The 16,425-nt window shown below is 46.3% G+C and carries 12 protein-coding genes; 3 read left to right on the top strand and 9 right to left on the bottom strand.

Translation table 11 applies throughout. From position 1 onward, the window contains the following. Positions 1-197 precede the first annotated feature (197 nt). The 7 genes from PPM_RS11905 to PPM_RS11875 all read right to left on the bottom strand — a co-directional run bounded on the left by PPM_RS11905 (position 198) and on the right by PPM_RS11875 (position 11,356). Complete coding sequence (locus PPM_RS11905; RefSeq protein WP_013371113.1) at positions 198-1,430, bottom strand: aminopeptidase; 1,233 nt, start codon at positions 1,428-1,430, stop codon at positions 198-200. A 47-nt stretch (positions 1,431-1,477) separates the two neighbouring features. Continuing rightward, the gene (locus tag PPM_RS11900) at positions 1,478-3,067 is read right to left on the bottom strand and encodes an acyl-CoA synthetase (RefSeq protein ID WP_013371112.1); all 1,590 of its coding nucleotides are present in this window, start codon (positions 3,065-3,067) and stop codon (positions 1,478-1,480) included. A gap of 175 nt (positions 3,068-3,242) precedes the next feature. After that, complete coding sequence (locus PPM_RS11895) at positions 3,243-4,346, bottom strand: DNA alkylation repair protein (protein WP_013371111.1); 1,104 nt, start codon at positions 4,344-4,346, stop codon at positions 3,243-3,245. 197 nt (positions 4,347-4,543) lie between these two features. Further along, entirely contained in the window at positions 4,544-6,571 is a 2,028-nt protein-coding gene (locus tag PPM_RS11890) for an alpha/beta hydrolase family protein (protein ID WP_013371110.1), read from the bottom strand. A 320-nt stretch (positions 6,572-6,891) separates the two neighbouring features. Beyond that, positions 6,892-7,440: a GNAT family N-acetyltransferase gene (locus PPM_RS11885; RefSeq protein ID WP_013371108.1), complete on the bottom strand. Its 549-nt coding sequence runs from the start codon at positions 7,438-7,440 to the stop codon at positions 6,892-6,894. Positions 7,441-7,728: 288 nt separating this feature from the next. Continuing rightward, entirely contained in the window at positions 7,729-8,232 is a 504-nt protein-coding gene (locus tag PPM_RS11880) for a ferritin (RefSeq protein ID WP_013371107.1), read from the bottom strand. A gap of 136 nt (positions 8,233-8,368) precedes the next feature. Next, positions 8,369-11,356 (bottom strand): glycoside hydrolase family 48 protein, encoded by a 2,988-nt coding sequence (locus PPM_RS11875; RefSeq protein WP_013371106.1) that lies wholly within the window; start codon positions 11,354-11,356, stop codon positions 8,369-8,371. A gap of 277 nt (positions 11,357-11,633) precedes the next feature. Here PPM_RS11875 and PPM_RS11870 point away from each other — a divergent pair, with 277 nt between their 5' ends. Continuing rightward, on the top strand, positions 11,634-12,002 hold the full coding sequence (locus PPM_RS11870; RefSeq protein ID WP_013371105.1) for a DUF423 domain-containing protein: 369 nt from the start codon (positions 11,634-11,636) through the stop codon (positions 12,000-12,002). An 81-nt stretch (positions 12,003-12,083) separates the two neighbouring features. Here the strand turns inward: PPM_RS11870 and PPM_RS11865 are convergent, their stop codons facing one another. Continuing rightward, complete coding sequence (locus tag PPM_RS11865; protein ID WP_013371104.1) at positions 12,084-12,941, bottom strand: sugar phosphate isomerase/epimerase family protein; 858 nt, start codon at positions 12,939-12,941, stop codon at positions 12,084-12,086. 17 nt (positions 12,942-12,958) lie between these two features. Continuing rightward, a complete protein-coding gene (locus PPM_RS11860) occupies positions 12,959-13,693 on the bottom strand; it encodes a thioesterase II family protein (protein WP_013371103.1) in 735 nt (244 codons plus the stop codon). Positions 13,694-13,916: 223 nt separating this feature from the next. Here PPM_RS11860 and PPM_RS30020 point away from each other — a divergent pair, with 223 nt between their 5' ends. Together PPM_RS30020 and PPM_RS11850 are read left to right on the top strand one after the other, a co-directional pair. Next, complete coding sequence (locus PPM_RS30020) at positions 13,917-14,636, top strand: glycosyl transferase (RefSeq protein WP_014599747.1); 720 nt, start codon at positions 13,917-13,919, stop codon at positions 14,634-14,636. Continuing rightward, complete coding sequence (locus tag PPM_RS11850; protein ID WP_014599746.1) at positions 14,570-16,369, top strand: GH36-type glycosyl hydrolase domain-containing protein; 1,800 nt, start codon at positions 14,570-14,572, stop codon at positions 16,367-16,369. Before PPM_RS30020 ends, PPM_RS11850 begins: the two co-directional genes overlap by 67 nt. The last annotated feature ends 56 nt before the right edge of the window (positions 16,370-16,425 follow it).

The following is a 16,425-nucleotide window of genomic DNA, read 5'->3' as shown; positions in this document are numbered from 1 at the left end:
CAAATGAAACGGGCCACTTAAGCAAAACAAACAAAATTCAAACCATATTTAAAACGTTGTTTAAATTATTGTTTGAACTTATCCTAGCACTTTACATTTCACAAAACAAGTAAAGATATGAAAATTAGGCTAAAAAAAACCGCAAACGAATCAGATCGTTTGCGGGTTGATTGAATAGAGATTAAGAAAAGGCAAAACTAAATAGCCCAATTTCCTTTGCGGAACACAGCCTCTTTGCTTCCGTCTTGCAGTTCACCATCAATATCCAGCTCAGCTGAGCCGATCATGAAGTCAACATGAGTCAGGCTGACATTGGCACCGTTCTGGAGTAGTTCCTCCCGGTTCATTTGTGTCCCATTTTCGATGTTAAATGGATACGCACTGCCTAAAGCCAGGTGGCAGGAAGCATTTTCGTCGATACCTGTATTATAAAAGATGCGGTTGAGATTAGAAATCGGTGAATCATGCGGCACCAAGGCAACTTCCCCCAGGTAGCTGGCTCCTTCATCTGTAGCGAGCAAATGAGTGAGATGCTGCTCACCGGATTCTGCTGTATATTCGGTGACTTTACCGTCTTTAAAGGTAAATGTAATGCGATCTACCAGCTGTCCATTTAAATTAAGCGGCATGGTACTTGTAATGTGACCATCGACACCAGTACGCTTAGGCATCGTGAATACTTCTTCTGTCGGCATATTCGCGACAAAATAATCTCCGCGCCCGTTTTCACCACCACCACTGCGCCAAATATGTCCGTCAGCCAACTCAATTCTCAAATCTGTTCCGGGCGCACGATAGTGCAGGCTTTTATATTTTTTATGATTCAGCTTATCTTGTACCTGTTCAAGATTTTTCAAATGATTTTGCCAATTCTGAATGGGATCAGAGCCGTCTACACGATTCATTTGGAAAATCGTATCCCACATAACACGAATGCGGTCTTCTTCTGCTACATCCGCAAACACTTTATCGGCCCAGGCTTTCGTCGGAGCTTTAATCAAACACCAGCTAATTTTGTGATTGCGGGTATATTTGGAAAAGCCTTCTCTCGCCGTAGCTGCCGCTTTTGTCGCACGAGAAACTTTTTGCGGATCAATACCTTGATATAAATCCGGGTTCGGCACTTTAATCGTTAATGTGGCTCCACCCTCTTCGGCGAATTTCTCCATCATTTCTGCCTTCCAAGCAGGGTAGTAATCAAAGCTGGCTTCGTCGCCATGCTCAAAACGACTGCGTGTAATGGAATCGTCCTCAAACTCTACCTGTACATATTTAGCGCCTGCTTCATAGGCTTTGCTGACAATCAGGCGTGTAAACTCGACAGTTTCCAGTGGTGCAGTTACCAACATCGCCTGTCCAGGCTGAATGTTGACTCCTACTCTTACGACCAGTTCTGCATATTGCTCCAACAATGATTCAAATGGATTCATTTTTCCACGCTCCTGTTCCATTTTGATTATATTAAATGATTTCATCACTACAGTACGGATTGTTTCTCCAGTTCACGCAGCTCCACTCTTCGTATTTTGCCTGAGCTGGTTTTAGGAAGTTCTTCAATAAACTCTATTTTTCGTGGATATTTGTATGGTGCCGTCCATGTTTTCACATGATGTTGCAGTTCCTTCACTAGCTCTGGTGATCCTTCTATTCCGGCTTTGAGTACAATGTAGGCTTTTACGACATGTCCACGGACTTCATCCGGGCTGGCTACCGCTGCACATTCCTGCACAGAATCATGCTTCATCAACGCTTCTTCTACTTCAAAAGGACCAATGGTATAGCCAGAACTGATAATGATATCATCACCGCGTCCTTCAAACCAGAAATATCCATCCTCATCCTTTCGAGCCCGGTCGCCCGTTACAAAATAATCTCCATGTACACTCGCTAATTTGCGCTCTGGATCATGATAGTACGTATGAAACAATGCCGGCAGATCAGCACGCACTGCAATATCGCCCACTTGCCCTGGAGCCAGCGGAATACCATCCTCGTCTACGACCTCAACAAGTCCCGGTGCAATGGATTTGCCCATCGAACCTGTGCGCAGAGGTACGTCTCTTAGATTACCAATAATTAATGTACTTTCTGTTTGACCGTAACCGTCGCGAATCGTAATGTTGAATTGCTCCTGAAACTTGTTAATAACCTCCTGATTGAGCGGTTCTCCCGCAGAAACAGCACTTCGCAATCGGGATAGATCATATTGATCCAAACCAGCCGTTTTTGCCATAATCCGATATTCCGTCGGTGTACAGCACAACACTTGAACTCCATATTGCTGCAGCAACTGCAAATAGCGCCCCGGACGAAACGGACCATTATATACGAATCCGGTCGCTCCATTTCCCAGTACTGATAAAAACGGACTCCAAATCCATTTTTGCCAGCCAGGTGCGGCAGTAGCCCATACGATGTCTGAAGCTCGAATATCCAACCATGGTGATGTTATCCGCAGATGGGCATATCCCCAGCCATGGCTGTGTACAACACCTTTAGGATTGCCTGTGGTGCCCGAAGTATAGGCCAGAATGGCCATGTCATCACGGTGTGTCTTCACAGCTTCAAAAATATCTTCCTGTCCCTCCATCAGCTCATCCAGCACGAGCCAGCCTTGCGCACCTACTGTGCGGTCCCCAGGGACTACAATGCGATAATCCAAAGCAGGCAAATCATCGCTGATTTTGTCTACTTCACTTGTTACGTCGGTCCAGGCAATGACTGCGCGCGCTTCCGAATGGCGAAGCCGATATGCAATATCCTTGGCCCGCAGCATTTCTGAAGATGGAATGACAGCAAGCCCCAGCTTCAAGCATGCCAGGTAAATGACATATGCAATAATACGCCGTGGTACTACGACCAGAACTCTGTCCCCTTTGTTAAATCCCAGACTTGCAAGTCCTCCAGCCAGCCGGTTTGCTTTTTTCAACAGCTCTCCGTATGTGATTTCTTCGTATTCTCCTGTCTCACTTAACCACTTGAGTGCTGTCTTACCAGCCTCATGGTGTTCCATTTCCGAAGTCATATTGTAATATTCAGGCGCAAGCCATTGTTGCTGATCAGTCAAGTTATACCTTCCCCTTTATACATAAGATAAGAGCAACTTCCTTTAAGTAGTATAACACGTCTTAGTACCAGGTTCTAATACCAGAATTAATTTATTTGGAAAAAAAATAAAATTTGTAAAGCAAACGACAAAAAAGAGCCTGCATACAGACTCTTTTCTTTACTATTATTGTAATCTACATCTCAATGTCTATCACTGTAGAAGCCACTTCCTGCCCGTTTACGAGCAGGACAATTCGGTGCGCTCCCGCATAATGGCGACGAGTTGTCAGGTCTGCAAACCGGTGTGTTCGTGTACCCGTTAAACGGGTTCCTCCAGAGACGGTTTTGTCAGAAAGCAAAAACAGTTTACGTGAGACCTGTCCTCTCGCCTTAACAAAGTCGATGCCATACTCGATGCGGACTCGTACGGATTCACCTTCTCGAAGCTGAAGCACATAGCTTAACTCACAGTGATCACCGATCTTTAACACGATAGGATCTGTGGTGAGAGAGGCAGCTGCAACTAGCGGCACCCCATCCGTATCATCCGCATAGCCGAACATGGCCATCACTTCAGGGATGGATTTGCGAATCAGGGATCGACAGCCATGGCGCACAATCCAGTCGGTGTCAGGATGTGCCCCCTTCCACCGTTGAGCCGTTGCGATGACGATATCGGGATGGTCCTTGGCAATATCGTTCAGGTTGTTGGCTACACTTTTACGTACATATAATGATGGATCGGCCTTCAGTAGTTCCAATACGGCCAATACCGGAGCAGGGTCACGTTTGAAGACAGGCAGCGCCTGTCCCCAGGGCAGCCGTGGACGACATCCTTCGCTGGCAAGACGGCGGACGTGTTCACTGGGGTGTGCCGCCCAGGTCGTCATCTGCCGCATCATCCGTTCTGGTTCACGCAGAAGGAAGGGCCTCACAGCGAACTCCGCAGAGGATTTTGATGTAAATCGCTCCAGTGCATTCATGGACAGGTCCCAATGCTCTTCTCCCTGCCCATATACCTCTACGAAATCGGGGAAAAACAAGTACGGAAACCCGCTACAGTACTCATCTATGGCAAATAAAATAAAAAGAGCTTCTTCATAACTACTAGGCAAAAACGCTCCTAATGTTAACGAAATACGCCGTATTCGTTCTTTTAGCTCCAGCTCATCCCATTTTTGGTCCATAACTTGATGGATAAATCCTTCAATGTCGAATGGACTGTATGCAGCCTGTACTCTTTCACCGAATAGACGAAGGAATTCCTCCGTGTACATATCTTTTAAGGGCTCAGCCATTGTATATCTCCTTTTGAATATGAATGTAAGCAAGAAGCGATGAACGAATAATATCTTCGTCTATGATAACCGTAAATCGTGACCCAGCACCAGCATTAAATGGGGTTAAGAGAATGGATGCAAGACACATTAAAAAATGCCAAGTCCTAAGATTAGGACCTGACATTTTTCCATAAACACTACAAATCGAATGAGACTTATATTTTGTGTTGGACAAACCAGTCGGTAATACGTTGCAGTCGTTCCACGCGAAGCTGTGGGTGCCCTTTTCGTGAAAGCTCGTGACTTGAAGCTGGGAAACGGACAAATTGAGTAGGTTTTCCCAAACGACGTAATGCTGTAAACAGCTGCTCCCCCTGCTCAATAGGACAACGTAGATCCTGCTCTCCATGCAATATGAGCAGCGGTGTATTGATTTGCTGCACATAAGCCAGTGGGGACTGCCTCCACAAAAGTTCGAAATCATCCCATGGATTTCCGCCAACTTCATCTTCAGTAAACGAGTATCCGATATCACTCACCCCATACATCGACAGCCAATTAGATATGGAGCGCTGGGTCACAGCTGCTCGGAAACGATCCGTATGCCCGACAATCCAGTTTGTCATAAAGCCACCATAGCTGCCTCCTGTGACACCCAGTCTTTCCGGATCAATGAATGGAAATTGGCGTATAGCCTCGTCCACGGCGCTCAGTAGATCGGTGTAGTCACGTCCGCCGTAATCTCCAAGGACAACATTGGTAAAAGACTGTCCGTACCCTCGGCTTCCTCCCGGATTCGTATAGATGACTGCATACCCCTGAGCGGCCAGCAACTGAAACTCATGAAAAAAAGAATTGGAATACATGGCATGGGGACCGCCGTGAATTTCCAAAATGGCAGGATAAGATCCTCCCTCCTTAAAACCAGCTGGCTTCATCACCCATCCCTGCACGCGTCGACCATCCTCGACCTCAGTCCAGAAGCTCTCAGGCACACTGATCTCAATCTCATCAAGCAGAGAATCATTCACTCGTGTCAGCCGTTCTTCGTTTCCTGAATGGATTGCAATTCGGAACAAATCACCTGGCAAAGCGACGTCAGTGGAAGCGGCAATGATATGCTGTTCATCTGAAGTAAGCTCAAATTGATAAATTTCCCGTTCTCCTTGGGTTAAAATTTTAAAAGTTCCATCAAGCGCAAACTGATATACGTGCACATTTCCTTCAATGGTTACCAGCGTGTACAGGGATTGACCGTCCGCACTGAAGCGTGGTGGTCCTACATGAAGATGTGAACGCATGTCGCTCATACCCGCATTACCGAGGTGAGCATCAAGCGTCTCACTAACACATACTGCTTTCCCGCCACTGGAGGGGACCGTATACAGCCGAGTCTGAGTAGCGCCTTTGGCATGGCGATCATGACCGTAAAAGGCAATCATTGTGCCATCGGGAGAGAAAGCAGCACTCTCGATTTGAAGTTCGGAATGAGTCAACTTAAACGGTGCTGCCGCATTGCCATTAGAAGACGCAGGAGCTATCGTAAACAAATCATTTTGCTTGCGTAAATCCGTATCCTCTTTAGAATGCTCCGCTATTCTAGCGATAAATAAAATCAGTTGGCCATTTGGTGACCAGACGGGCTCCGCCACATCATAAGCGCCGGACGTCAGTTGAACCGTGTGCCCTGAAGTCACATCAGTTACATACAAGTGATCACGAGTATCATCCCACAGCCCATAGCCGTCGGATTTAGCTTTTGTTCGATTAACCACTCGTCCCTCAAGATGTGTCTCCTGCTCACCTACATCGCATGTAGAACTTGACTGGTTCTCAGCAGTTTTAGCTACAAACGATATGTAGGCTCCATCCGGCGACCAGGATAATGAACGAACATTGTTCTCTACGTGCGTAAGTTGTCGGGCTTCTCCCCCGCGTGCTGGAATAATCCATACCTGGCGCTTGCCGTCTGTCGAACGGAGAAAAGCAAGTTGTGATCCGTCCGGTGACCAGACAGGCGTTTCATCTTTCGGCCCGTATGTAAAGGGTATCGGAGCTTCACCTTCAAACGGCAACAGCCAAATTGCCGAGTTATAGTCTGTCTGTTCTTTATTAATACACTGCTCTACGTAAGCGATTTCGCCACTCGTGGGATGAACAGCCGGATCACTAACCCAGTGAAATCGATATAAATCCTCAGCTATTATACGGCGTTTGGTCGTGCCAGCTTGCGAGTTGCTCAAATAAATTCCTCCTTAATATGGTCAGATTTCTACAACTTCAGATTCCATTAATCCGATTAATTTTATATGAATTAAATAAATATACAATTACGTTACTCTTTTTATGTATCTCTGTCAATTTGTCCATAGCTCAAATAACCCTCTCTCAGTCGCAATGACTCGAAAACACCGCCGCTTCGGTTGCTTTCTTGAGAGAAGGTCTGATCTGTTATCGTTCTTCTATACCATACGCATTAAAAGCAAGCTCCTCTGCAAACACAGCCTGTCTGACGACATTTTGGAATTTCTGCTTCGAATTCAGGCTTCCCCAGTGATCGGGTCTAATTTCGATGAGCAGTCTCGGCTTCATTCTTTTCATGGATGTAGGTGGAGAATAATTCAGGATTCACTACTTTACGCAGTAAATGCATCGTCCCGTCCCCTGTTCGATGGTCAAAAGCATGAATACGTTCATATCCCCAACGCTCATACATGGATAATAAATAAGGATGTTTTTCCGCAGTCGCTAATGTCACTGCAGGAGCTCCGACTTTATCACGAATAACCGTTTGTTCTACCCAGTTCAGCAGTTTTTTACCATATCCTTTGCCCTGGGCAGCCGGATCTACGGCAAACCACATCACAAACGGAAGATCAGTTATAAAATTAAGGGCTCTATTTTTTAGATGACTAACGGTAGCCTGGATGACACCATCGACTTCCAGCACATAGCAATCATTATTTTTAATGTTCTCTTGAATGAGAGCAACGTCTGCCTGAGCGGCAGGCCATTTAAGCTCTAACTGCCGAATTGTTTCATATGCCTCATACGTTACATACTGCAATCTTTCTGCGTCCTCTTGTCGTGCCAGACGATAGATCTCGCTCATAGTCCCCCGCCTCCCTGTAGTGCTGTAATAATGTACGCAAACGACTTTACAACTAATCCTATCTTTTTAATCAGATATAAAAGTTAACATAACTGTAGCATGCTAACCATTCAGCGACAAATTAAATTTTTCTATAACTCCATTTAAAATAACAATATCCCTTGAGGCTTCAAACCTCATTAATTAAAAATAACGCAAAAAAAGCCCGAAAACCGGGCTTTTTTACTTTGTAAACCCAAAGAATGCTGTCCCTGTCTCTGGGGCATTTAAACGAACCTGTACGCTGTGTTATTCCGCAGGGGCAACGAAGCTTCGTTTGGCAAATTCGCTGTCCAGCATATAAAAGGCATTGCTGTCTCTTTCAATACGCTTAAGCTTCTGGATAACACTATCGAACAGAGCTTCCTCTTCGACTTGCTCATCAATAAACCATTTCAGGAAATGGATCGTCGCATGCTCACGTGCATCGAGGGCCAAGTCAGCCAAGTGATAAAATTTTTGTGTGTTTTGCTGCTCATGCTTGTAGCCATGTTCAAATACATCCAGCATGGAATCATAGCTATTTTTGGGCTCCGGTAATGCTGCCAATGTGGCGCGTCCTCGACGGTCATTAATGTATCTATACAGTTTCATGGCATGAAACCGTTCCTCCTCCGCTTGTACCAGGAAGAAGTTTGCAAACCCATCCAGACTTTCACTGGAGCAATAAGCAGCCATCGCCAGATATACGTGAGCAGAGTAAAACTCAAAGTTCATTTGCTCATTCAGAGCCTGTGCCAAATTGTCATTCATGTCTCAGGTCACCTCGGTCAGATATGTAATGATGTAACGATCATAGTGTACCACGAATCCGATCACAAAAAAACGGACGGAAGTGAATTCAAGCATACTCACGTTCCGCCCGCCGTGCTCAACATTTAGTTCACAATCAAGGCTCCAGACCCCAGACACGTTTATCGTTTATATACAGAGGTGCTTTCTCCCAATCTGTATAAGAGGTCTTGGTTGCATCATAGGAAAAATCATCGCTTTCGTTATAGTTGCTCCAATCTGACTTGTTCATACGAATCTGGATATCTCCCGTATTTTCTCCAGCTGCCAGGCTTCCCGCACCGGCTCCAAAGGAAATTTCCAGATAGTAGTCTGCCCCATTAACGGCCTTATCCAGTTTCACAAAACGTCCCTGAATGTTGCTACTGCCTAATTGCGCATAATCACAGTGGAACTCCTGCGCCTTATCGCCATCTACGGTATAGTAGTATCTCAGCTTAACGTTTTTCAGATCCAGAGCCTCTTTCCCCTTATTTACGACACGGAAGAGTGGTCGAATCTGGTTATCCCCCGGGTTGGTGTCGCCCACACGGTATTGGGCAATTACATCTCCCTTTGCCGGAATCGGCGCTGCTGTTGGCTTGGCGCTGACCTCAGCAGAATCCGGGCTGGTTCCTAAGGAGTTTGTTGCAGTTGTTACATAATAATAAATGGTTTCATTCACCACCCTTGTATCCTTGTAAGTGGCGTCAGTTACCGTTGCTACCGTGGTATACGGGCCACCACTGGTTGTGGAGCGCTTAACCGTGTAGCTATCAGCACCTGTCGCTTTGCTCCAAGTTAGTGTAACTTGTGCATCCCCTGCACTTGCCTTCACATTTGACGGAGCTTTAGGAGCTGTAGGTTCGGCTGGTCCACTACCATTAATGAGACGGTCATACTCTGCATAAGCAGTTGCCATATCTACTTGGGACCAGAAACGGTGATACGTAAATTCTGGTGCACCTTTATCCCATTTTTGGGTCTGTTTGTTCCATGAAGTCGTGTATTTGTCTTTAAGATAGGACCATTGCGGATCTTTGGTGATGTTAGGACGGATGTCGCTATAGCTGGAATACGTACCATTGCCACCCTTGGCCGGATCAGACGGTGTAGCGTCTGTGCCTGGGATCGTGTTTCCTTGCCCAGTCTTGCCACTCCATCCGCTCGGGATATATACTTCTTTAGTAAAATAACGATAATAATCCTCACGTGCTTCCTTCGTTGTAATTCCTATGCCGTCGTTATAGCCCCATGCTGCATCAAGCAAGGCTTTGGACAGATCTTTGGCTTCCTTGCCTAATTCGGTGTAGTCTCCTTTTTCAGCTTTTGTTCCGGCAGCAAAGAAGGTCAGCGCTTTCACATAACTGCCCAACACTCCTGCATCCTGTCCTGGATTTTTTGTTACTACATGAAGATTGGCATTCCCTTTATGATTGGCAAATCCGCTCCAAGTCTCAGGCTTGCCACTCCATTCCAGATTGCTCGGCAGCCAGAACTCACCTTTAGCTGCTGTAGTGGCTACCTTCGGATTTTTGCCACCCAGAATACGCTTGCCTTGTGCATCCAAATAGTATCCCTGCGCGTCAGTTACAGGCCGTTCGTCAGCAAATACATAGCTCTTGGACCATTCGATCCAGTTTTCCGTCACTTGTTTAGCCATTTTAAACTGCTCAGACGAAGTGTCACCTTTCTTGGCTAAAATATAGTACAGCTCCGCAATCCGCTCGACAGGCCAAGCCTGCATTCCAAACCAGTTGTTAGACGGTGGATCTTGGTATACAGGAGCCCCTGTATAAGCCATGCCATAAAAAGTGCTCGTACCAGAGGGATACGCCTTGTAGACGCCATCCCAGCTATTCGTTGCTCCACCTGCAATGGCCCCCTCATCAGATTGCAGCCAAGTATAAAATTCCAATTGGCGCTTGAGCGAGGTCGCCCAGTCCTGTCCTGCCGTAGGTGAATTTGGTATCAATCCGCTATCCTTATCGGATAACGCATATGCAGCAACGACATTCTGGTAGCCCTGATGCGCATGGCTGGTACCAATCCGCCAAGCCCAGTTACCGCTTTGGCCCAGACCGCCGCCCCAAGCCGTATACCATGCCATTAGATAAAGACTGGCATCCTTGCCCGTGCCAGCAATCGGACTCCCCTTGGAAGCGCTTCCTACTTTCTGGAAGTATTTATCGTACATGCCGTAACGCAAGAAGTCTCCCATCTTTTTCGCTTTGTCCAAATATACCTGGTTGTCGTAACCCAGTTCTTTCGCCCAGTACATGGCTTGAACCGCCCGTGCGTCCGCATCCGTGGCATTCGTGTAGCGCCATTGCTGTGCAGGAGCATTATTTTCCTTGGTGAACAGGCTCATAAAGCCTTCATTAGGCTTGCCAAACTTGTGATTATCCTGCGATGGATGCGGTACGGCCTCCCAGACCGATTCCTGTTCCCCACGCTGGAAGGTGTTCACATAGGTCGCCGTATGCGACGGATTCAGCAGATTGCCAAAACCGTACCAATTGTCTACATCCAGCAGCCAATGCATCAGGTAGGTCTGATTGTTGCCATAGGTTGCCTTCAGCTCAGAGTCCAGCGGGTCATTGCCAGCACCATACTGACCACTCAGACGGCTTGGGTACTGATCCGGCTGCGGATATTCTGCGGCATAAGTGGCAGGGCTGTTCGGGTTATAGTTACTCATTGTAGGCTGCTCTTCCTTACCGTCACCCTCATTAACAGGAATGATATATTTCTCCATGTTGTCCCATGCTGATTCCAAATGACCCCAATCCCCGGTATAATGACCATAGAGAACTTCCAGCCACATCCAGTAGCTGTATGCTTCCGAGGTCGTTAAGTGTCCATAGTCAGGAGCCTCGCTCATGAGTGTTTCAACGGAATGATAAGGGATACCTTCTTTTGAAAAGTAACCGCTAGCCGGGTCCTTTAGCTGTTTATACATTTGCAGAAAGCGTGTCGATTCAGGGGTTGCGGCTGATGCACGGTCGGGTTCGGCCTGAAATAAGCCCAAGCTTAACGGAAGTACCAAAATGGCTGACATGACCATAGAGACAGATTTTCTGAACACAGATTTTCTACTGATCACTTTTGCATTCATCCTCTCCATTATCAATTTTGGCTTTACTCAAAATTTGGTTCCGAAAAACGACAGCACAAAAAGACAGCGCCATCACCTCACTTTCCCGTTACAAAGGTGGAGGACACGCTGTCCATAGCTCCAAATGCTTCACATTGGCCCTGGCAAGAATATACCACACTAGTTGCCAAATGAGAGTCGAAAAATTCTATATGTTTAGAGTTGCACAAGGAAAATTGACGAAATCGATAGGAATCGGTACTATTTCACAAGGAGGCGTTAAATCATGAAATTGTTGCTGTTGCTTGGCTGTATTGTGATGTTTTTAGCTGTAGCTCTGGGAGCATTCGGGGCGCATGCGTTGAAAAAAAGACTTTCTGCAGACATGATGAGCATATTCCAGACAGGAATTCAATATCAAATTGCTCACGGTTTGGGTTTGTTGCTGCTGGGAGTTCTTGCAGGTAACCTGGTCCATTCTTCTCTTATTGTAACCGCTGGTTGGGTTATGCTGGTGGGCATTCTCCTGTTTTCCGGCAGTCTGTATATTCTTAGTGTGTCTGGTGTGAAAAAGCTTGGAGCCATCACCCCGATTGGCGGGCTGGCTTTTTTGGCAAGCTGGGTGATGGTGATGGTGGCGGTAATGCAAGGCTAAACAAATGAACAAAGACTTGGAAAAGTAGGCGCTTCCAAGTCTCCTGAATCATGACCGAATTATTGATGAATATGAAAGTGTCTATGATTTCGTTTGCACTTGCTGTGCTTTCTGAGCCGCAATCCGATGACCTTCGATATAGCGTTTGGATTGAGCCATCTCATGCTCCTGAGCAGCTTCCATAATAATATGGACCCCTGGCTTGTACTGCTCCAGCAGTTCCATATATAGACCATAGTTCATGTCACCAAAACCCGGCGGTACGGTCTCGATCTCACCTGATGATGACAGACGCCGGTCTTTGGCATGCGCTGCGATAATCCGAGGTCCCAGCAGCTGAAAAGCTTCGCGGATGATCTCATCCTGTCGGGCCAAATTTTCCGTTTTTAGCAAATTACCCGGATCAATCACAACGCCAATGTGTGAAGAGGGCACTTCTTCCAAGAAGGTAGCAAGCTCTGCTGCTGTTCCGACCAAGTGATCGTTAGCAGCTTCCAATCCTACGAATACCCCCCATTTTTCCGCCTCATCTGCTAATTCTCGTACAACTTCTTTTACAACTCTCCAGTCCCGTTCCGAATAAGGGGTCCCGTCCTCATTGCGTCCGACTTCAGCTGCGACCATTGGTGCTCCTAACAGACCCGCATATCGGATCAGCTCTTTGAAACGCTCTACATTCTCACGTAACAATTCCTCATCCTGTACAAAAAAATGCAAATAACAACCGAGCACTGATATGGATACCCCATGCTTACGAAATTCCTCTGCGATAGACGATGCTAATCCTGGATTGAACTTGCCAGGTTTATTAAAATCGACATCGCTGATCGCTCTCCATGGAGCAAGCTGAACATGAGTAAAGCCCGCTTCACCTACCTTTGCAGCCAACTCACGATAAGGCAACTTGCCAAACAAATGTGCCAATACACCTACTGTCACTAAAAATCACCTCTTTTTTAATTTTGTATTCTACTAGTCACTGTACTCAGCTCCAAAGACTCATTGATAATGTTTGTAATTCGTTCTACTTCATCATGAATAAAAAAGTGTCCTCCTTCAAAGGTAAACACACGAAATTGCTGATCCGTATGCTGTGCCCACGCCTCCGCATCTTGTAGGGTCACCGTGTTGTCGGTCAGTCCTGTCAGGGCGGTGATAGGGCAATGTAAAGGCGTATCTTTATCCATATACTTATACATCTCGACAGCTTTGAAATCTGCTCTTAATACTGGCATAAAATAGTCATACAATTCCTGATTGTCAAAAATGGCTTCCGAAAGCTGACCGTACCGTCGCAAATGTGTTCTAAATTGATCTGCGGGCAGATCATGTAACCACGGGACATTTCTCGGGACATGCGGTGCTCGTCCACCCGAAACAAATAGATGAGCCGGCTTCCCATATCCTCCGGCCACCAGCTTATAATACAGCTCGAACGCAATCATTGTTCCCATGCTGTGACCGTATATGGCATAAGGATCGCCAGGAACTAACTCTTGGCTGATTTGGTGCAGCAGATCCTCGCTCATCTCCTCAATGCTATCCTTTAGCGGTTCACCAGAACGAATACCTCTGCCCGCCAATTCCAAAGGGACAAGTTTAATCTGTGGGAGCAGCAGCTTTTTCCACTTGAAGCTGACTGATGCCGATCCACCTGCATACGGGATGAAAAATAATGTGATAGGTGCCATTCTTGCAACCTCCTGTCTTGCTAAATCCTAACTTTTTTAGTTTAGCACAAAAAGGTATATTTACCCATTTCAAATATTTTGCAAATTCGAAAAAGAAGGTTGACGAATTCAAGCACATTTTGTTTAAGGCAGGAAATGTCTTCTTTCAGGAAGAACTGCTGAATGTTTGAATATAATCATGTGTTGGGTCTTTTATTTTCCAATTCGAGAGGAGTCCTGCGCCATGAAGTATGGTTTCTTCGATGATGCCAACCAAGAATATGTTATCCACACCCCTCAAACACCATATCCCTGGATAAATTATTTAGGTAATGAACGATTTTTTGGACTGATCTCCAATACAGGCGGCGGCTATGCATTTTACCGAGACGCTCGCTTACGTCGTTTAACACGTTATCGGTACAACAATATTCCTGTCGATAATGGCGGTCGCTATTTTTATATTTATGATGATGGAGATTATTGGACTCCGGGCTGGATGCCGGTTAAAAGAGAGTTGGAGCAGTATGAATGCCGTCATGGGCTTGGCTATACCTCAATTATGGGTGAACGCAGAGGTATTCGGGCTACGCAACTAGCATTTGTGCCCCTTTCCTTTGACGGCGAGGTCCACCAGGTCAAGCTTCAGAACACATCGTTACAAACTAAAAAGATCAAACTCTTTTCATTCGTTGAATTTTGCCTGTGGAACGCCTATGACGATATGACCAATTTTCAGCGTAACTTGAACACAGGCGAAGTTGAAATACAGGCGAAGTTGAAATACAGGATTCTGTCATTTATCACAAGACGGAATACCGCGAACGCCGCAATCACTATGCTTTTTTCTCTGCGAATCGTCCGCTGGCGGGCTATGATACAGACCGTGAAGCATTTTTGGGTCTCTACAATGGACTGGATCAGCCCCAAACCATCACCGCAGGGCAAGCGTCTAACTCGATAGCCAGCGGCTGGTCCCCTATCGGATCGCATTGCATTGAGATCACACTGGAGCCTGGCGAAGAAACAAGCTGTAACTTTGTACTCGGTTATGTGGAAAACCCAGAGGAAGAGAAATGGGAGTCTCCGGGTATTATTAACAAAAAACGGGCTCATGCCATGATCGCGCAATTTGCGGATGAAACCGATGTGGAACGAGCATTGAGTGAGCTACGAAGTTATTGGAACGATCTGTTGTCCAAGTATACCCTTCAAAGTCATGACGACAAACTGAACCGAATGGTGAACATATGGAACCCATATCAATGTATGGTTACATTCAATTTGTCACGTTCGGCCTCGTATTTTGAATCCGGTATTGGACGTGGTATGGGTTTTCGGGATTCAAATCAAGACTTGCTCGGCTTCGTCCACCAAATACCGGAGCGGGCAAGGGAGCGGATTATCGACATTGCTTCTACTCAGTTTGAAAACGGCGGGGCATATCATCAGTACCAACCGTTGACCAAAAAAGGAAATCACGAGGTTGGCGGTGGCTTTAACGATGATCCGCTGTGGCTTATCGTCGGTACCTCAGCGTATATTAAAGAAACCGGAGACTTTGGCATTCTGGATGAACAAGTTCCCTTTGACGGGAATGTAGATCGTGCCTCTTCGCTGTTTGAACACTTGAAGCGTTCTTTTTACCATGTTGTAGACAATTTAGGTCCCCATGGTCTTCCACTCATTGGCCGGGCTGACTGGAACGACTGTCTCAATCTCAACTGTTTTTCCGCTACACCAGATGAGTCCTATCAGACGACACAGAATTTGGAGGGCCGAATAGCCGAATCTGTGTTTATCGCCGGACTATTCGTATATACTGGACCGGATTTTATTGAGCTTTGCAAGCGCAGAGGTTTGAATGAAGAAGCAGCCACAGCTCAAGCACATGTGGATCGTATGCGAACAGCCACATTGGAGCATGGGTTTGACGGGGAATGGTTCTTACGTGCGTACGACCATTATGGTAACAAAATAGGGAGCAAGGATTGTGAAGAAGGGCAAATTTTCATAGAACCTCAGGGCTTCTGTGTAATGGCAGGAATTGGCGTTGAAGAAGGTCTCGCTCATAAAGCTCTCGACTCTACACGTGATCGACTGGAAACTCCCTACGGCATTGTACTACAACATCCGCCTTATTCCCGCTACTATATGAATCTAGGTGAAATCTCTTCTTACCCTCCTGGCTATAAGGAAAATGCAGGTATTTTCTGTCACAATAACCCCTGGATTATGATGGCAGAAGCTGTCATAGGACGCGGGGATCGCGCTTTCGAGCTGTATAGCAAAATTGCTCCCGCTTATCTAGAGGACATCAGCGACATTCATCGTACCGAGCCGTATGTGTATGCTCAAATGATCGCGGGTAAGGATGCGGTTCGTGAAGGTGAAGCCAAAAATTCCTGGCTAACGGGTACTGCGGCATGGAATTTTATAGCTATTACTCAATCCATCCTCGGTATTCAGCCGGAATGGGACGGTCTGCGTATTGATCCGTGCATCCCCAAATCTTGGGGAGAATTCACAGTCACCCGCGTCTTCCGTGGCGACACCTATGTGATTCATATCACGAATCCGCAACACGTCTCCAAAGGTGTAGCTACAGTTACCGTAGATGGCACAGTTCTAACGAATAATATTCTGCCGGTTGCAGGAGATGGAACTATTCACCAGGTAAAAGTGTTGCTGGGCTAAACGAGTTCATGCCCTTCAAAAAAATTAGCTTCAACTTCACCACATAGTATCTTATA

Origin of the sequence: Paenibacillus polymyxa M1, from assembly GCF_000237325.1 — a bacterium.
Lineage (GTDB): Bacteria > Bacillota > Bacilli > Paenibacillales > Paenibacillaceae > Paenibacillus > Paenibacillus polymyxa_C.
Note: the sequence above shows the minus strand (reverse complement) of the source record. Positions and strands in the feature narration are given on the sequence as shown.